Origin of the sequence: Bacillus sp. ok061 (assembly GCF_900108285.1) — a bacterium.
Classification (GTDB): Bacteria; Bacillota; Bacilli; order Bacillales; family Bacillaceae_G; genus Bacillus_A; species Bacillus_A thuringiensis_S.
In genome coordinates this window covers 1-18,340 of record NZ_FNUW01000026.1, presented here as the reverse complement: position 1 = coordinate 18,340, position 18,340 = coordinate 1, and the positions used below count along the sequence as shown (strand labels likewise).

The following is an 18,340-nucleotide window of genomic DNA, read 5'->3' as shown; positions in this document are numbered from 1 at the left end:
ATGAAAATAAAAGAAACAGATTGTAAATATACGTATTGGGAAGAATCAATAAAAATGTTTTATAAAAAGCAAGAATGGCAACGAAAAAGAGAGCAAGCAAATCAAGAAAAACGAGAAGGTAAGTAGCATGGATTCGCAAAAAAAGAAGAATACAAGATCAATAAAAGGTTTAATTAAAATTATAAGCATAGGTATACTTGTTGCTGGAGTTTTCGTTTATATAGGATTTGGTGTTAATGAATATGTGGATAAGGGCAATAAGATGCTTGCTATAAAGGAAGAACAGACTCAACAAAATATAAAGATAGCAGAAAAGATGATTGAAAAAGAATTAAATATTAGTAGTAAATATTTCAAAATGTTTGGTATACAAAAATATGTACTTGGACAAGTAGAAGTAGAGTTAAACGCTAATACTGAAGATTTTTGGATAGAAAAGGATTTAACTTGTAAGGTGCAAGTTAATGGTGAGAATTATAGTCTTATTTTTGAAACCCAAGAAGTAGATAGTAAAAATGAAGAACTAGAAATGTATGAACCAGTAAAAATTAACAAGATCATAAAGGAGCAGTCATAATATGAAAAAATTCTTACTAGGATTTGTTCTTATAGGGCTTGTTGGTTGTGTAGATGTTGATAAGCCGGTAGCAGGGGATTCTGAAGCTGTACAAACGATTTCAAGTGAGAAAGAAGGTATTAAGGTTTTTGTAGATAAAGAGACAGGGTGTGAGTATTTATATAGAAATAAATTTGTTGGAAATGTTACATATGGTGGAATGACAATTAGACTAGATGAACAGGGTAAACCGAAAGGGTGTAAAAAAATCTCTGAGCAAAATTACAACTAAATATGGAGGGTTACAATGTCAGTTTGTATTGAAGGAATTCATGAGGATTATACTTATGGATTCCTTTTTTATTCTGAAAATAAAAGAATTGTTTTAGATGATGGAGATCAAGAGTACCCAATCGATGCAGCTGAAGTACTCCTGGAAAAAGAATATGTGTTTATAGAAGAATTAATAAAGCTTGATCCATTAAAAGTACCAGGATTAAGAGCAAGGATTAAATTACAAGTGAATTAAATAGAAATCAAAAGTCTATCAAATGTATGGTAGGCTTTTTAGTTTTATTTAATAAGGAGTGGTTAAGAGTGCAATATGCAGTAATGCCAATTAGTGAAGATTTAAATATATTAATTGATGCAGTAGAGGTAAGTGCTTTAGATAACTATGCTCAAAAGGAAGATGAAGTTAAAGTTTGTCCTTTAGAAGATAATGTACAACAATTAAAAGTTGTTTATGGCGTATTTATGCCGCAACCTGACTCTAAAAAAGAAACGATAATTAAACAGGTGAAAGAATCCGTTGGTTATATTATTAGTCATATTGAATTGGAAGAGGAATCTTGCAAAATCGTAGATATGGAGCTAGTAGACATTGAATTATATGAACAGTATGGGAAGGGTGCTTATAATCCAAGAGGACGATACATTCCTTTTGCGGCACTAATTCGTACAAATTGTAAAATACCACAATTGAAACAGCGAGCTATTACATCATTTTTAAGGTATGGAAATATGGGAGCATTGACCAATGTTTTAAATCGATTCGGTATTTTTTCCATTCGTGATGAGGAAAGAAGAATAAGAAAAAAAGTGACTGTAGAGGGATGGAAAGAGTTTATAGACGAATCCCGTGTTATAAAAATTTTAAATACTTCTAAATGATTTTTTGAGATAAATAAAGCCTTATAGCGCTATGTTGTTATTACTCATATAGACAAGGAGAGATGAAATGTGAACAAGGTGACTATTGAGTTTGGAGAGGGAACAGAGGCTTGGAAGGATATGCAAAAGGTTGCAGGGATTTTGATAGAAAGAGGGTATACAGTTGAACCCTATGAGGAAGTTGGAACTGTAATATTTACTAAAGAGATTGTCGATGAAAAGTCTGAAGAAGATGATACTTCAAATACATTCAATAAGATTACTAGTAATACACCACTTTAAATAAAGCGCAATGTTACAAGGAGGTTTATATGGAAGAAAAAGCAAGGAGTCCAACCAATCCCCTTCTCTCATGTGAGGATAGATCCTCATGGTTGTAAAGAGAGGAGGAATACGATTGTGGTTTAGAAGGTCATTTAGTTTACTATTTGTTGTTATGCTTCTGTTTGGAAGCTTGGCCGACTTTGTATCAATTGGACATGCAGAAAGTACATCGGACCAGAAACAGGCTCAAGAGAAAAAAACGGATGATGTGACTGTGCTGCAAGAAAAATCGGATCTGAAGAGTACGGAAATTAATCCAAACGAGGTAGTTGTGGCAAATGGTAAAAAAGGTAGTGAGTTGTTTGATTTTGAAGCCTTTATTAAGCCTTCAGATATTGTAGATGGAACAGCACCTTTTGATTCGAACGATGAAGCAGGTAATGATTCTAGCCCTAATAATGGCATTGTAAGGACGTTTGATACAGTAACATATCCATTGAAGGTGACGATTAATCCTAAGAAGAATGAAACGCTAAAAAATATTAAGATGAAAATCACCGGTACATTAGAAAATGGAATTACAAACAAGCGTGTTAATGCAAAATTTGCTGTTGGTGGTAAAGAGGATTTGGAAAAGGGTATTGTTTCTTTTGATATGGAATACACGTTAAAGGAAACAGGTAACTCCTTAATGATCCCTGTTACGGTGGAAGTACAAGGGGCGGAGCATGGATTGAAATTAAAACCTAACATTAAAATCCAGGTTATAAGTGTAGATGGGAAAGATATTGCAAATGAAAATGTATCACAATCATTTGATGGTATTAGTCCCGTTACTACTTCAGGAAAGGTTAATGTAAAGGCTCGCTTTACTGCTTCTTATGGTGGAATGCCTAGATTGGATTATAAGGTTTATGATCCCAATGCAAAAGAGGATGATCGTACAATCATATATCCAGTCGCTTTAGATTTATTTGTAAATAATTTACCAAACCGAACTGATTTACGAGGGGCTACATTCCCTGCTGGAAAGATTAATTATCACTTTAATTTTTCAGGGAAAGTCGATTGGGATTATAAATCATTAGGTGCAGAAACATTGAATTTTGAGGGGCGGGATAAACCTATAAAGATTTTCAACTATCAGGCTATTGATAAAATAGTAGATAAAGTGCCACAAGAAGGTACGGAAAGTTTTGAAATTGGTATGAAGGGCTATAAAGATCCTCGTACAGAGACAGCAAACAGTCCTAAATCTTATATTCCAAAAGATAAATGGAATGCTAGTGATATTGATAAATACACGATTGACAGTGTATGGGATAGTGGAAAAGTACATTTGAATAAACCAGAAATTACAAAGGATCGTGTAGGTTATACGGGGAGTATAGAAGACTATGTAATTGGTTCAACCTTCCCAACGATGATGTCAAGGCCAGGTTATTCAGTAATTCCTACCTTCGGAAAGAATGAAAAAGCATTTTCAAGCACACGTTTCTTAATACATTCAACAAATGAATATTATCCTGTACTGGGCAAAAATAATAAGGATAATCTACCGAATAATGTGTATTATTACTTAGAATTTGTTATTGATTCTTATGAGGATGGCAAGGGGAATACAATTCCTTATAACACTGTTGGAAGATACACACTTACCGAAAGGAATAACCCTAAAGGTGCATATTCCATACAAACTACATTCCATACAACAGATCATAAGGAGTTAGGTACCCCAAATGTTGGCTATAGCGCTGTATCTAAAGGAGATCCAACAGTTATAGTAGGACAAAATGTAAAAGTCGTAAGTCATTTGAATGTTCGTGCTGTTACAGAAGGTGGTACAACGATGATTTATAAGTGGAATACAGATTCGTTTTATCTATTGAAAAATGGTGCGGAAACAGCTAAGAAGAACATGTTAAACGAGGGGTATCCCAACACTTCTGCGGGAAGAGTTACAAATAGTGATAAACAAAAAATCTATTTTGGAATATCTAAAAAAGGAGATAATTCCTTTGAAACACTAACCCAAAACAAAGATGAGGATTATGATTGGTATAGCGCATATGATGAGGCAAGGAAAAATGGTGAAGTAGCTGCTATCAAAAATGATATCAATGCATCTATGGGAGATGGTGAGGTTGTAGCATGGAATATTCCTTTAGAGGTAAAAACAAAGAAAATAGGTAGTGTTAATGAAAAAGGAACGCCAAACATAACGGTTACGGATTCAATAGTTTATCCTTCAGCTAATAGAAAAGTGGGTTATCGAGTACGTGGTGAAGGAAAGTATAATAACTTTACTGAGTATGATGAAAAGGGAAATATAACAAAACTGCAATCTCCTGTAGGAAGTACTGTCAATTTTGAAACGCTAGGCATTATGAATGGTGAGACGAGTAGTGATGTGAAAACAAATAAAAATACTTACTACAGTTCAGATAATGTTAGTGTAACCGTTGATAATTTAGTAAAGTTACCTGATGCAATGGATTATAATTCATTGGATGAAAAAGTAGAAATGAGAGTGAAAATACCAAAAGGTCTTGATTATGTGGTTGGTTCTGCTAAATATGGTGATCAGTATATCGAACCAAAAATTGAGCAACAAAATGATGGAAGTAATCATTTGATTTGGCATGACACATTGACTCGTGGTAATAAAACGCTCAAAAAAATCAACTTTGAGACAAGAATTAATCCTGTACTACTTCCGCAAGGAAATCAGGTAGGTTTGGAAATTACGAATGTTCTTAGTAGTGCGATGGACACGAGGGCAGAAAAATTCCGAACAAGTTCTAAAAATATTTCAGTTGTGAAAATTGGTATGGTCGGTGTTAGTGAAACAATTGAGAAAGTGACAGGGAAAAAGAACAGTGACTATGTGGTCGGTGTTCAACCGTATACGACAATCAAAGATGAGTCACATATAAAGGCACTTACATATGTTCCAAGAAATAAGGATCATAATGGATCTGCTTTTAATGGTGTTACTTTCTTGAAACAAATAGCACTAGAAAATGCTAATAATAAGAACGTTGAAATATGGCTTAATAACAGCTTTGTCGAATCAAATAATCCAAACAAAATTGATTTAAAGTCAAATGGTTGGTATAGGTATACAGGAGAGCAGGATCTATCAAAAGTGGTCTCTATTTTGCTGTATATAAATGATTCATTAAGTAGCAGCGATATTGTAAAAATGAATCTTGTTTACGGCACACATAAAAATGAATTTGGAGATTTTTACGTAAGTAAAACAGTGGTAAATACCTCTGTAGATTACAAATTATCTCCTGTTTCTAACCAGGTGAAATATACAATTGTGGCAGATGCAAATTTAGGTCTTAGAAAAATAAGAATCGATACTGCACCTGCTGATATTGGTTTGCCAGTAATTGTACGTTTAGACAAGGACATCATTTATGAGGACTCTAATAAGAGTAATGTTGCTGTTAACTTATATGATAAGGCTGACAACAAGCTGGTAGACAGTAGAGCATATACAATTGAGGAATTACCGGAGGAAATAAAATTCAAGGTAGATCCTAAATTTTTAAAGAAAAATAATAAGAGAAACTACGAGGTTAGATTTGAAAAAGTCAATAAAGAATCTATCTTTATCGTAGATGGGAAAGGCAAAGTAGATACGGATGGTTATACTTCTTCTGAAGAAACTGTAAAGGCAAATACAAAAGCATCTACTGAGTTAAAATATAAAGGCGTTATAATGACGGAGCGTGAAGTCGGAAAAGAGATGGAAATCTTTTATGAAACACTTATAATTCCGTTAAAACAGCTGCCTAAACAAAAAACTGGCTATGGTTTTGAGTTGAAACCATTAGTTAGTTATAACAATGAATTAGCGGTTCCTTACGATGTAAAGGCAAATGCTTTAGTAGATAATAGATTAATTGATTCTCATTTGAATTATGAGAAAAAAGGTGATCAATTTGTTATTCCTTTAGAAGAAGCTGAGAAAACAGGCAGCACGGACAAAAAGAACACTGATTATCTTTTTGAATTGCCACATATTAATGTTGAACAAAAAACGGGTAATTTATTTACAGATCAGCAAGTAAAAGACCATGATCCACGTATTAAGAATGCAATAAAAGATGGGAAGCGAAAGTTATATGTTCCTATTTGGGCAGATCTGGGAGAATACAACGTTTTAATAGCATCAGGAATCCCTATTGGCGCTAATAAAGTTAATTTTGAGGTAACACAACCATTAAATTTATATGCATATATGTATGGGACAATTGGCTCGAAAACACTGAAAGATGATGAATTGTTGTTAGAGCCTGTTGATCCAAAAAATCCTTTCTCAAATGGCAAACCGCCTGGTTGGTCAGATGTAGATGTTGCTTGGTTAAAGCAATAGGAAAGGAGATGAAAAATGTATGAATGTCCTAACCTATAACTCGGCCAAGAAACAAATTATCTTTATGGCGCTATACTTTGTAATTACAGGGATTGTAATTCGTTTAATTGGATATTCTTTAGAAGGTAGCCTTTCCAGTTTTACGCAAGCAGGTATGGGGAATTTACTTTCAGGTAATTTATCACTAGGTGATTTGTTCCACTTTGACTTTAAATTCGATACAAGTCAATTTGATGGGTTCAGTTTGAATATATGGCTTGTCTATATAAAAGATAAAATTCATAGTGTTATGAATGATATAATGCCTACTACATTAGGTGCGATTAACATGCTTATGTTAAATAAGTACTTCACATTAGAGCGTGCTATCAAACTAGGAATCAGATTGTACTAACTAAATATTTAGGTAGAAAAAGAGATGTGATTTTTTAATTACGTCTCTTTTTTATATACAAAAACAAAATCGAGAGGATGTTGTAAAGATGTTAGATCAAAATACGGATAGAACTTGGTGGATGATTGGTGCAGTAGTAGTAGGAGCGCTTTTAATTGGAGCTGCAAAAGTGGCATTTCCTGAAGTGTTCGATAGCGTTGTCGATTCCTTCAAAAATACATTAGCTGGTAAATAATTAATAGCAACAATATATCCAATAAATAGAGGGAGAACATTCTCCTTCTATTTATTAATAAATTTAAGCTACACAAGAAAGGAGAACAAAAGTTGAAAGACTATCCTTTCGTAATGATGATACTAATCTTTGGGCTGTTTATGACCGTAATCGGCGGTTATTATTATAAGCAAAATTTCTCCACAGATTCAGTTATTCAGGGGATGACCGAGACTGTACGATCAAGTGCAATTGCAAATGCAGATAACAGTTCCCGAGTTCAAAGTGGAGAATTATTTATTACAAAATCGGGTTTTGAAGAAGATTTCAAAAAACGTATTACTTCTAATAACCTTGTGAAAATTAGTAAAGATGCTAAATATGAGTTTAATTATCTTGATAATAAAAATGGCTCAACAAAAGCTATAAGGGTCATTGTTAAGGATGGTAATAATACGTATCAAGCTACATGTAAGGTAAATATAGCTGTATCTTAGATGAAAGGAGAAGAAAATGTTTGGAATAAATAAAGCGAGTGGCGAATCGACCAAGAAAAAGTCAGGATTTAATTTTAGTGAAAAAAAGTTACAGATTATTAAAGAAGCCCTCAACACGAAACATGCAGAATTAGTAATTGATGCCCTGCTAAATGAGGAATCACGTAAGAAGATTAAAGCAATTCTCCAGAAGGAATATGCGGCTTATTTTATGGATTACGATGATAATAAGGATGTAGCGGAATATGTTGTTTCCGAAATTATTGGTACAGGGGTTATCGAAAGACTTATCAACGAGCGCCCTGATATTACCGATTTATCCTATAACGGAAGTCATTTAATAGTAGAATCAAGTGATTATAAAGGTATTTATGAAAATTCTGATCAGATTATTTCAGAAGAATATATCTCTCGTGTAATTCAAAAGTTTGCAAATGCTGTAGGTACAGAATTTGTTCCTAAGAAGCCGATTTTCGATGGAGTTTATGGGTCCATTCGTATTAATGCAGTACATTCTCAAAATACAGTCGGGAATTCTACAATGTCATTAAGGATTGTACGTCCAAGACTAGCATTAAACAAGGAGAATTTTGCTACATTTGCACCTGAATTTATGTTGGAATTCTTCGAGATGCTTATGATTAGTAGAAATAACATTTTAATTTCAGGAGAGACGGGTACAGGAAAAACCGAATTTTTGAAGTTGCTGTTCTCTTATATACTCTTTGAACACAAGGCTGCGATGATTGAAGATGTGCCTGAAACACACGTAAAACATCTATTTCCTGATAAAGATGTACTGAGTTGGATAACTGGCCATGGTGTAACAGTTACAGGTCTTATTAAATCGGCTTTACGTAATAATGTACGATGGATCATGTTATCAGAGCTTCGTGGTATGGAAACTTATGAAATGATACAGGCAGTATTGTCAGGTCATCATGTGGTAACAACATTACATTCTGTTAGTGCTGAAGCTTCACCAAAACGACTTGTTAATATGTCTAAAATAGGCTATCAGGTCGATGAAAAATCCCTTGAAGAAGATATTATGCGTTATTTTGGTTTTGGTTGTCATATTAAAAGATTGGTAATAAAAACAACTAATGATAATGGTGTGAAAATTAATCGAGTTATACGTTATCTTTCAAAGGTAGTGGAATACTCACCTGAAGGGTGCAGAATGGTATTTGAGCAAAAATACAAAAACGGTCAGTTTACTTACTCAACTGGAAGTTTATCAGAAGAGTTTTATGAGCGTTTAGCTGAAGCAGATTTAAAATATGAGCTTCCGAAACATACAGATGTATTAGATTTGAAAAAGGGTTTAGTAGTAACAAGATAAGAAAGGAGAATGTTAAAGAAAGGAGGTATGAGGCTTGAAGGTATCAACTTTTAACGCAAAAACTAGGAAGAAAAAGTTTGTTAATGCGGATGAAATAAATGCTATAAAAGTAGCTTATGGAAAACCGTTAGAAAGAAAAGATTATTTAAGGTATGGCTTATTCCCTGGATTAATTGTAGGCGGTTTTTCATTTATTTTACTGTATTATTGGTGGGTATCGTTGATTATAGGAATTTTGGGTGTTTTATATGGTTTGAAAGTATTAATGCCAAAAAATATTCGAAGAGTCTACGAAAGGATTTCATTTAATGAGAGAAACAAGTTTGTTAACAATATGACTCAAATTCTTACAAATGATAGTAACACCTTGCTAACTGCTCTAGGTAGAGCAAGTGATCGGTCAGAGGGAGAACTAAAACAAGATCTAAAAGTATTACAGGCGAAGTTAATGGGGGCAGATCATGAGCAAGTGCTTAATGCTTTCAAAGAACTTTCTAATAAATATCGTGATGATATTATATTTGTTCAATATTTAGAGCAAATAGAAACGGCTGCATTAGAAGGTAGGACAAATGTAGATACATTAAAAGACATTAAATCATACCACAATGAAATGAAGGAGAAGAAAGAGGATTACCAGCGGAAGAAAGACGGTCATTTAAAGGATATGAAAATGCTGTGTGGTTTGGTGGTATTCTTTATTATCATCATTGCATTTTCATTTAGTTTTGATACTTTTATTGATGCATTCGCAAGACACCCGATTGGGTGGATTACTTCCGCGATTTACATGTTATTAATGTTTCTCTTCTTTAAGTCCTTTGCTACCTATTACTTTGATGACTCGATATTGGAGGTAAAAACATGAGGATAGTAGCAGCGACTAATACAAAAAAGAATCGATATAACCGATTTTTAGCAGAAGAAAAACTATATGACATGCTAGAGGAACTGGGTAATACAAAAAAAATGATCGATAATTTCCAAAAGAAGCGAATTAAACAATCGCTTTTGATGGTAGTTATCGGTTTTTTTATGGGGTTATTTCTCTCGAAATGGTGTTACTTGCTAGCCGTCGGATTGCCATTCTTCTTTTATCGTTCAAAATACAACCACGTGATGAAGATGTATCATGCATTTAAATTTGAACGTCATTTAAGCTTTATTAAGTTTATGAGATTGCTAATTCCTTATCTAAAGGAATCGGAGGGTGGGACTAGCTTGTATCAGATACTACGAAAGATTTTAAAGCGTACAGAGAATCCAGTAGACGTAAATTCGATAGCTAAGTTTATGTCAGAATTGACGGATAAACCAAATGATATTCAACCATTTACTGATTTTGCTATGCGTTCTAGTGGTACTGATATGTCAGTCCTTTTTATGCAAACTATATATGATTTCCAGCAGAATTCTTACGATACAAACGTAATTGATGAATTAGGGAAAATAGCGAGTGCTGAATTGCAAAGAGCAGTTAATGAAATTGTAGAGTTTAAGTTAAAACGCTTTTCCTTTTTCCCTACAAAAATTGTAATGAGTTCTTTCCTAATAGTAATTGGTTATGCAGCTGCAATCTTGGTGTATAACTTATCGACAATTAGTTTAGGATGAAATTTCTATGAAAGGTGGAAATGGGTTGAAATTTAAATAAGTAGGTGTAAAGAATGCCAGAAACTTCAATTATGGAAATGACAAAGTGGTTCATTGGCTTGTTTTTAATTGTCTTGATAGTGGCAGTAACGGTACTTTGTATTAAAGTATCAAACGTAAATTCTTATAAACAACAAGTAAACTATCAAATTGAAAGACACGGTGGACTTACTGAAGTAGCAGTTCAAAATTTAAAAGAATATAGCGATAAACATTACAAAGGTGCTTTCGCTGTAAAGAGTAAACAGTTAAATAAAAAAGTACAATTTGGTGAAACAGTAGATTATCAAGTGAAAGCTACTTTTAAAATTGAGCTTTTTAGTTTACCTGATGTACACATGAATTTCAGTGGATCTGCATCCTCGCATGTCCGTTAGAGGGAAGGTGATGAAGAAATGCTTGATCAGAATGTTTACCGTCTAATGATGTTAATAGGTGGGGTTATTGTGTGTGCAGGAGTTTTCTTACTCTTAAAGGGGGAATTCCCTGTAATTCAAGAAACGTTTCAAAATTTCTTCTCTCAAAGAATTACCAAGTATTAAGTAAAGGAGTCAATTAGATATGGCTAGGAAAGTTGGAAAAAATGAAAAAACACCATTGCAGAATGCAGCAGCGGTGCTCTTAAAAAAGCAAGGAACAACATATGAGGAATGGTCTCAAAAGATTGTAAGTGACAATTGCTTGTCTCTACTTCAAGGGGGGAATCCTGAGTGGAGAAATAAAATGTTAGAAGGAGCTGCGATGGATCTCATCGCAGCTTCTGTTGTTGAAGAGGAAAAAAAGAACAAAACACAAGGTCAATCGGATGTACAACCGAGACCTAATCATTTAACTCAAAATAATCAATCACATAAATAAGAAAGTGGGAATTTAAAATGGATCTATTCAATATTTTTGCTATTAAATTATTAACTTACAATGATTTCTTTGATTCTGTAAGTAATGCATTAACAACTTGGTCTGGAAAGTTACAAGGACTTGGTATAGTAGTTATTGTTTTCTGTGTATGTATTATTGCCTTCATGTTCATGTTCGGTGAAGGTCCAAGCCGTACAGCGAAAAAATGGTTACTGTACGTTATTGTTGGAGGCGTTCTTTTATGGGGAGCAGGAGCTTTTGCAAGTACAGTTCAAGGCGTTACATCTGGTTTCTAAGAAAAACACTGGAAGAGAAGCTTATTATTTTGTAGGCTTCTCTTTTGTTTAAAAACATCCTATACATGAAATGAGGTTAAGAGAATGTATATTGTAGAATTTTTGCAAAAAGATCAATCTAAAACATTTAAGAAGTTTTTAAGGAAAAATAAGGCTGGGAATGGGAAACAGCTGGGATTAAGGATGGCTGAGGAATTAATTCAAAAGTACATTGAGCAGAATCAACAAAATGATAAAGTAGCACTTTTACTTCAGGATATTGAAAACGAGAAAGCTTATGAATTTGAATTACCTGTTGAAGTCAGTGAGAAATTTTCACTTTTAACTGCTATTTCAAATGACCTCGAAAAAGGAGTAGATTTTCATTTAGGAATGGAAATTAAACAAGGTATATATACAACTTATCAATCTGAAGAAAAACAAGTTGAAATTGAGCAAGAAGTAGAAAACCCTAAGAAGAAAAAAAGTGGTTTTTTAGCAAAATTCTTTGGGAAAAAGGAAGAGGAAGTAAAGCAGGATAATACTTCCAATAAAATGTTATATGATGGTGGAATGCAAAAAGAGTTTGCAAAGGAAGATGAAGATCCTTTTACAGAAATGCCTTTACATGAAATGCAAGGTCAGGGAGCAAACGTTTTTGAAGAATCAGACATTCAAGGGTTACAAGAGCAAGCCGCAGCTTTATCTGAAGAAAATGAGAAAGATCCTTTTGCTATTGAGGATGAATTAAATGAACAACTGCCTACAGGAGTGAATTTAGAAAAGGAAAATGAAGATCTAGAATATGCAGTAGTTGAAAATGATTCAGTTCAAAGCTTGGAAGAAGAGTTTCTATACACCAATTTAGAAAAGAAAGATCCAAATGAAGAATCTATTGTTGAAGTTCAAACAAAAGATGTAGAGTTTCCGGAATATAGTCAATTTGTGGATTTGAGAGAGGTTGAAGAAAAACAAAAACGTTATGATTCTAGATTCACTGTAAAACATTTATTAGGGTTGCTTGGTATTAGTGAAGAAACTGTAGAAACTGATTTAGAAAAGAAAAAATTACATTATGTAAGAAATGTTTTAAGTGGAAAAGAATTTTTGCTCATCCAGGATAGATATTATCAAGATATTAATAACCTGCGAGATGAAATTCGTTTAGCTCTTGAAAATATTCATAAAGAAGTTATGATGCGTGATTATCAAAAAGAAGCAGAGGAAAGGCTACAAGAAATCTTTGAAGAGAATTTCCAACGAAAGGTAGCAGAGTTAGATGGATTTGAAAATAAAGAGAATCAAGAAATGCAGCAAAAAATTAATGCATATCGTGACAAACAACAATTAGAATTAGAGTCATTTAAGTTGCAACAAGAAGCAGAGTTAACAGCATATTCTTCTGAATTAGAAGAGCGCAAAAATACATTAATAAGTGCTCGTGAAGAAGAGTTAAAGAAAGAGAATGATATTGAACAGAAGAATGCAATTGTAGAAAAAGTTTATGAGTTGAAGGTAGAAGGTAAAAACGATTTAATCGATAAAAAGAGCATGTATTTATCCGAGTATGCTAATGCTGTAGAAGACATTATGAATGCAGCTTATGAACAGCAGGAGGGAGAATTCGGACGTTTAGATGAAAAAATTAAGCAGTTAATTCCTGTATGGAAGGAAGAAATACAAGCAGAATATGATAAAAAGATACAAGAGCGCCAATTAAAATTAGAAGAGGATAAGAATAATAGAGAAAGAGAAGAATTAGCTTTACGAAATCGAGAACAACAAGCTCAAGAAACAAAGAATAATGAGAAAATACGTGAGTTACAGAATCTTGTAGAAGATTTAAATGATAAATTAATTAAAGCATATGCTGGTACAGGTCAACTACCACCACAATCAATGTATATGTATCAACCTGTACAGCCCGTACCACAACCAGTATATATGTATCAACAACAGCCTGTACCACAACCTGCACAACAACCAGTTCAACCACAACCAATGCAGCAACCTGTACAACAGCCACAAACGGAAAGTTCTCCACATCGACGTAGAAAACTTTTTGAGCATTGGTATAAACAGTAGTATGCAGAGAGGTTAGGAGGATATGCGAGTGGGAATTGGGAAACTCTCATTGAAAAAGAAGAAGTATCTTCATCACAACTATAAAATTGATGGTGAAGATCTACCTAATGAAAAAAATACGATAAATAAGAAAGCACTCGCACTTTCTTCAGCTGCGGTGCTTTTTCCATTGAGTGGGTTGAATTTTATAGCAGGTACGTACAAATCAATCATAAATGACCTATCAAAGACAGTTGAAAAACCAACTATTTTTGATGTGTTTGGTGCAGATTGGGAGAAAAGTGTATCAATTAAAAATGCATTTTTGCCTGTGTTACCTACAAATGTATACTTGGTTAGCTTATTGGCGTCAACGCTGGTAGGTTTTTTGGTGTATTCAAAAATTAATTATCGAAGTGATGAAAATGTAGCCTATGGTCAAAAAGGAGACAGTCGCTTTACTACAATAGAAGAAATAATAGAGCAATATCGAGAGATTCCTGAAAAAACAGAAGTGTTTGAGGGATATGGTGGTGTACCTGTTTCACATTATAAAGACAAATATTATATCGATGTAGATACTGTAAACACCGCTATTCTTGGGGTTTCACGCTCCGGTAAAGGTGAAATGATAGTAGTCGTTATGATTGATAATTTGAGTAGAGCAAAAAATCAATCGAGCCTGGTGGTAAATGACCCTAAAGGCGAGCTGTATAGTGCATCTAAAGAAACATTAGAAAAACGTGGTTATGATGTCCAGGTTTTAAATATTTTAGATCCCTTACAAGGTATGTCTTATAACCCGTTACAGCTCGTCATTGATGCTTGGGTTAATGGAGATGATCAAGAAGCTGCAAAACGTGCCAACACATTAACATTCTCGCTATATAACGATCCTAACGCTGGCGACAATGCATTCTTTAATACATCTGCCCAAAATGCTATTAATGGTATTATCCTAGCGATTGTTGACTACTGTGTAAAGAATAATTGCATTGAAAAAGTTACGATGCACAATGTATCCCAAATGCTTAATGAATTAGGAACATTTTATTACAAAGAGAATCCCGATGATTTTATTGAAAAGAATGCTTTAGATGAATACTTTAAGAGCTTACCACAAGGAAATGTAGCAAAGATGCAATATGGATCAACTAGTTTTGCGGGTGAAAAGGCTAAAGGTTCAATTTTGGCCACTGCAAACCAGGGGCTGCAAACATTTGCAGATAAAATGTTTGCAAAAATGACATCAAAATCTAGTTTGGATCTAAAGCAAGTAGGTTTCCCTAAAAATTTATTCTTCCAGTTAGATGAACGTTTTCTAAATAAACGTGTTACAGTTTCATTTCATAAAAATGATGAGAAAAAGACGGAAATAGGCAGCTACAAAATTAAGGTTAAAGCTTTAGGCATGTGCAACATGAACTTTGATGAAACATTAGAAGATGGAGATCTGTTATTAATTCGTTATCAGGATGAGGAAGATCCAAATAAGAAATATCGATTGTTGTACAGATTGAAATTTGAAAAATTATTGGATGAAAAGGGAAGAGTGGTTTATCAGAAAAAAGAAGGATTTGAGGACAAGCCTGAATATAAGAGACAAGTGATACTAAATATGATGGCCAATACATTCCCTCTCAAACCTAAAACGAAATTATCGTATTCTGACAAGCCAACAGCTGTTTTTATGATTGTTCCTGATTATGATAAATCAAACCATGCTTTAGCAAGTATCTTTGTTAAGCAGCTGTATACAGAGTTATCTATGAACTGTAATGATACGAAAGGTAAAAAATGCTATAGACGTGTTCATTTCTTGCTAGATGAGTTCGGAAATATGCCACCTATCGATGATATGGGTGGAGTATTAACAGTTTGTGCTGGGCGTAATATGTTGTTTAATTTAGTGCTTCAATCTTACTCGCAAATTGAGAAATTATATGATAAGGAAGCAACAGAAATTAAAGATAACTGTCAAAACCATATTTATATTATGTCTACCAACAAAGATACAATTGAGGAAATTTCGCTTCGTGCAGGCCATAAAACGCCTATTGGTAAATCTTCTAATGAAAGTCATATGGAAGCAGATAATAAATTAACTAAAAATGCTGATCAGCAGCGCATTATTACACCAGAACGTTTATCACAATTTATAGAAGGAGAAACGTTAGTACTTCGTGCACTTCATAGACAAGATATTAATCGTAAGAAGGTAAGAGCATACCCGATTTTCAATACCAAAGAAACTAGTATGCCTTATCGTTGGCAGTTCTTAGGGAAGGACTTTGATACCTCCAGGGACTTGAATGAAATTGATATACCTTCTCTACATACTGGATTAGATCTAACAGATCTGTATTTGGATTTCTTAGACTTTATATTAAATAAAACTGCGAAAAAAGAGTACATGAAAAAGCAGCAAGCTAATCCTGTAGTTAAAGAACAACTTACTATTGATGATGTTGTTAAATCATTAATTGGACTTGTAAAAGAAAAACGAAATTTAAATGATACAGAAGATATTCGCAAAAGATTGATACAAATGCTATTAAATTATGCGAAAGATAATATTGTACCTAAAACAGAAGAAATTGCATTTTTAATAGAGCATTCTTCAGATCATGCAATTACAAGTTATCTCGAAGAACTATTGAAGATATTGACAGAACAATAGAGTCAAAATAAAAAAGAAAGGTAGAACAGTTATGACTGCTACGAAAGTAAAAGAATGGATTTTACAGTGTAAGAGAGTAGTAATTACTGGGGTGCTTACAGTTACTACGTTGTTATTAAGCCTTATATTTGCTCCATCCGCTTTCGCTGGATGGTGGACCGACATAGTATTTACAGTAAAAGATATTGATAAAGCAGAAGTGATTGCATTCCTGAAGAATGACTGGATAGAGTATTCAAATATATTTGGTTCTTTTCTTCAAGCGTGTGAAGGAGGGATAATCCGAACACTGTTTAGGATAGCATCCTCTTTAGAGGGATTAATTCCTGAAACATTCTCTTTCTTTGATATATTGAAGGATGCAGGTCTGAATGATTTTGCATCATCCCTAATGAAAGGGCTATTCTACGCTTTGTTCGTGTTGGTGATAGTTTGGTTAGGATTTAGAACTATTATTCAACACAAGCCACCACGATTTAAATCGGTGGGGGTTAACATTATTATAATGATTGGGTTATTAGGTGGATTAAATGAATTTATGGCAGATTTACAAAAAATGTCCACTGATTTTTATGAAGAGGTAACTGAAGGAGATAAAGATGATGGGGGATTAGCATGGAATTTAGTAAAGCATAATACAGCTGATTTGGTTTATCTAAGTACGGTTGGTTTTGATGCTATAAAAACTGAGGATACAAAGGCCGTTTCTGATGGACAGATAAGCAAGAATAATCTAAATGAAGAGATGTACTTAAAAGCAGATTTAGGCGATTTGATAAGTTACGAAGTTGTAAAAAAATTAAAGGATAATGATAATGTAGCAAAAGAAACACAATTTTTAGCTTACAAGGTTACAAATAACGGAGCTGAAGAAGATCTTGAATCAATTGAGGAAAGTTTTTTCAATCCTTTTAGTGATACTTTTCCATCAGGATATAATCGTTATCCGATGAAATTTGGCGTTTTGTTTTGGGGATTATCAGCTTTAGTAGTAGCTTATTTGTTTACCTTATTTGTATTTATTATGACAATATTTGAGATTGCAATGAAGAAAATTATTGCTCCATTAGTATTCGTAACGGATATAGAGACAGGTGAAAAAACAAAAATGGTTATACAGGATATCCTGAGAGGATTCCTGTTATTTGCGTTTACCGGAATAAGTTTACGTTTCTATGTCATTGTGGTTAATTTCCTAGCAGATCAGGATGTTAACACATTCCTATATATTGTAGCTATGATCTGTTTAACTACTGCATTAATTAAGGGATCTGAATCAATCCTGAAATACTTTGGTGTAGATGTTGGATTGAAAGAAGGAAAGAATAATTTAATGAGTGCTATTGGTACGTTAGCTACTGCTAATGGATTAAGAAAAGGTGTAGGAAATATGGTTAAGGGTGCAAAAAATATGATGAGTGGTAGTGGACAAACACGTGAAGATACACCTAAACGTTCTGAAATGGATTCGGAAGATAAGGATGGAAATCCAAGCGGAGAACAAAAAAATAATGCGAAAAAAAATGGTCTGCAAGGGAAGAAACTTGCTAGAAATACCGGCGCTGCTTTAAGTTATGTTGCAAATCGCGGGGTTGGCGGCATGATGAATGATGCAGGGAATAAGATGTCTGAAACTGTAGGCGGTGCTGTTAATAAAGGAAAAGACAAGGTTTCAGGTGTAGCAAAAGGTGTATCAGATGGAGTGAAAGGAACAATAGATGAATTTAAAGGTGGCCAGGCTGAAGGAAAACAAAAAGCCCAGGATAACGCTGATCGTCAAACGCTAAATAAAATCGGAAAGGATATCCATAATAATGCAAATTCAGGTGTTGAACAAACTGGAAGTCCGAAAATAGCGAGTAATTCTAATGCAACTTCTACTGCTAGTCATAATGCTAGTGAAGGGACAAAAGATAAAAAACAAAAAGCAGTACAAGATATTGAAATGGAAAATAAATTAAGAAATACAGGAAGAAC

Annotated in this window: 19 protein-coding genes; all 19 read left to right on the top strand. The window is 33.7% G+C overall.

The genetic code is table 11. The features are described 5' to 3' along the window. Window positions 1-126 carry a hypothetical protein gene (locus C4S65_RS35390; RefSeq protein WP_016083833.1) on the top strand — a complete coding sequence of 42 codons (126 nt, stop codon included), beginning with the start codon at window positions 1-3 and terminating at the stop codon, window positions 124-126. A gap of 1 nt (window position 127) precedes the next feature. Further along, on the top strand, window positions 128-577 hold the full coding sequence (locus C4S65_RS25660) for a hypothetical protein (protein WP_103945542.1): 450 nt from the start codon (window positions 128-130) through the stop codon (window positions 575-577). Window position 578: 1 nt separating this feature from the next. After that, window positions 579-848: a DUF6440 family protein gene (locus C4S65_RS25655; protein WP_016083835.1), complete on the top strand. Its 270-nt coding sequence runs from the start codon at window positions 579-581 to the stop codon at window positions 846-848. Between the two features lie 15 nt (window positions 849-863). Further along, window positions 864-1,085, top strand: coding sequence for a hypothetical protein (locus C4S65_RS25650; protein ID WP_103945541.1), 222 nt, complete (start codon window positions 864-866; stop codon window positions 1,083-1,085). 68 nt (window positions 1,086-1,153) lie between these two features. Then, window positions 1,154-1,729, top strand: a complete 576-nt coding sequence (locus C4S65_RS25645) for a hypothetical protein (RefSeq protein WP_103945540.1) — start codon at window positions 1,154-1,156, stop codon at window positions 1,727-1,729. A 69-nt stretch (window positions 1,730-1,798) separates the two neighbouring features. Next, window positions 1,799-2,011 (top strand): hypothetical protein, encoded by a 213-nt coding sequence (locus tag C4S65_RS25640; RefSeq protein ID WP_103945539.1) that lies wholly within the window; start codon window positions 1,799-1,801, stop codon window positions 2,009-2,011. Window positions 2,012-2,126: 115 nt separating this feature from the next. Then, window positions 2,127-6,383, top strand: coding sequence for a fusion protein (includes pXO2-28-29-30) (locus tag C4S65_RS25635; protein ID WP_181032144.1), 4,257 nt, complete (start codon window positions 2,127-2,129; stop codon window positions 6,381-6,383). A gap of 19 nt (window positions 6,384-6,402) precedes the next feature. Beyond that, a complete protein-coding gene (locus tag C4S65_RS25630; protein ID WP_103945537.1) occupies window positions 6,403-6,777 on the top strand; it encodes a hypothetical protein in 375 nt (124 codons plus the stop codon). 88 nt (window positions 6,778-6,865) lie between these two features. Next, complete coding sequence (locus C4S65_RS34645) at window positions 6,866-7,012, top strand: hypothetical protein (RefSeq protein ID WP_001996349.1); 147 nt, start codon at window positions 6,866-6,868, stop codon at window positions 7,010-7,012. Between the two features lie 92 nt (window positions 7,013-7,104). After that, window positions 7,105-7,488 (top strand): hypothetical protein, encoded by a 384-nt coding sequence (locus C4S65_RS25625; protein WP_103945536.1) that lies wholly within the window; start codon window positions 7,105-7,107, stop codon window positions 7,486-7,488. Between the two features lie 16 nt (window positions 7,489-7,504). Continuing rightward, window positions 7,505-8,833, top strand: coding sequence for an ATPase, T2SS/T4P/T4SS family (locus C4S65_RS25620; protein ID WP_103945535.1), 1,329 nt, complete (start codon window positions 7,505-7,507; stop codon window positions 8,831-8,833). Between the two features lie 34 nt (window positions 8,834-8,867). Then, window positions 8,868-9,701 carry a hypothetical protein gene (locus C4S65_RS25615; RefSeq protein ID WP_103945534.1) on the top strand — a complete coding sequence of 278 codons (834 nt, stop codon included), beginning with the start codon at window positions 8,868-8,870 and terminating at the stop codon, window positions 9,699-9,701. Next, window positions 9,698-10,447, top strand: coding sequence for a hypothetical protein (locus tag C4S65_RS25610; RefSeq protein ID WP_103945533.1), 750 nt, complete (start codon window positions 9,698-9,700; stop codon window positions 10,445-10,447). The genes C4S65_RS25615 and C4S65_RS25610 overlap by 4 nt, the downstream gene beginning before the upstream one ends. A gap of 53 nt (window positions 10,448-10,500) precedes the next feature. Beyond that, window positions 10,501-10,863: a DUF4320 family protein gene (locus C4S65_RS25605; protein ID WP_103945532.1), complete on the top strand. Its 363-nt coding sequence runs from the start codon at window positions 10,501-10,503 to the stop codon at window positions 10,861-10,863. Window positions 10,864-11,047: 184 nt separating this feature from the next. After that, the gene (locus C4S65_RS25600; RefSeq protein ID WP_103945531.1) at window positions 11,048-11,344 is read left to right on the top strand and encodes a hypothetical protein; all 297 of its coding nucleotides are present in this window, start codon (window positions 11,048-11,050) and stop codon (window positions 11,342-11,344) included. Window positions 11,345-11,361: 17 nt separating this feature from the next. Continuing rightward, complete coding sequence (locus C4S65_RS25595) at window positions 11,362-11,640, top strand: TrbC/VirB2 family protein (protein WP_000362938.1); 279 nt, start codon at window positions 11,362-11,364, stop codon at window positions 11,638-11,640. Window positions 11,641-11,724: 84 nt separating this feature from the next. Then, window positions 11,725-13,704, top strand: coding sequence for a hypothetical protein (locus C4S65_RS25590; RefSeq protein WP_103945530.1), 1,980 nt, complete (start codon window positions 11,725-11,727; stop codon window positions 13,702-13,704). Window positions 13,705-13,726: 22 nt separating this feature from the next. Next, entirely contained in the window at window positions 13,727-16,363 is a 2,637-nt protein-coding gene (locus C4S65_RS25585) for a type IV secretory system conjugative DNA transfer family protein (RefSeq protein WP_103945529.1), read from the top strand. Between the two features lie 31 nt (window positions 16,364-16,394). After that, on the top strand, window positions 16,395-18,340 hold a 1,946-nt coding region (locus tag C4S65_RS25580), incomplete at its 3' end, for a pLS20_p028 family conjugation system transmembrane protein (protein WP_346763321.1).

What these genes read in the sequence shown, in the direction of transcription:
- C4S65_RS35390 (WP_016083833.1), top strand. Translation starts at nt 1, where the DNA reads ATGAAAATAAAAGAAACAGATTGTAAATATACGTATTGGGAAGAATCA.
- C4S65_RS25660 (WP_103945542.1), top strand. Translation starts at nt 128, where the DNA reads ATGGATTCGCAAAAAAAGAAGAATACAAGATCAATAAAAGGTTTAATT.
- C4S65_RS25655 (WP_016083835.1), top strand. Translation starts at nt 579, where the DNA reads ATGAAAAAATTCTTACTAGGATTTGTTCTTATAGGGCTTGTTGGTTGT.
- C4S65_RS25650 (WP_103945541.1), top strand. Translation starts at nt 864, where the DNA reads ATGTCAGTTTGTATTGAAGGAATTCATGAGGATTATACTTATGGATTC.
- C4S65_RS25630 (WP_103945537.1), top strand. Translation starts at nt 6,403, where the DNA reads ATGAATGTCCTAACCTATAACTCGGCCAAGAAACAAATTATCTTTATG.
- C4S65_RS34645 (WP_001996349.1), top strand. Translation starts at nt 6,866, where the DNA reads ATGTTAGATCAAAATACGGATAGAACTTGGTGGATGATTGGTGCAGTA.
- C4S65_RS25620 (WP_103945535.1), top strand. Translation starts at nt 7,505, where the DNA reads ATGTTTGGAATAAATAAAGCGAGTGGCGAATCGACCAAGAAAAAGTCA.
- C4S65_RS25610 (WP_103945533.1), top strand. Translation starts at nt 9,698, where the DNA reads ATGAGGATAGTAGCAGCGACTAATACAAAAAAGAATCGATATAACCGA.
- C4S65_RS25605 (WP_103945532.1), top strand. Translation starts at nt 10,501, where the DNA reads ATGCCAGAAACTTCAATTATGGAAATGACAAAGTGGTTCATTGGCTTG.
- C4S65_RS25600 (WP_103945531.1), top strand. Translation starts at nt 11,048, where the DNA reads ATGGCTAGGAAAGTTGGAAAAAATGAAAAAACACCATTGCAGAATGCA.
- C4S65_RS25595 (WP_000362938.1), top strand. Translation starts at nt 11,362, where the DNA reads ATGGATCTATTCAATATTTTTGCTATTAAATTATTAACTTACAATGAT.
- C4S65_RS25590 (WP_103945530.1), top strand. Translation starts at nt 11,725, where the DNA reads ATGTATATTGTAGAATTTTTGCAAAAAGATCAATCTAAAACATTTAAG.
- C4S65_RS25585 (WP_103945529.1), top strand. Translation starts at nt 13,727, where the DNA reads ATGCGAGTGGGAATTGGGAAACTCTCATTGAAAAAGAAGAAGTATCTT.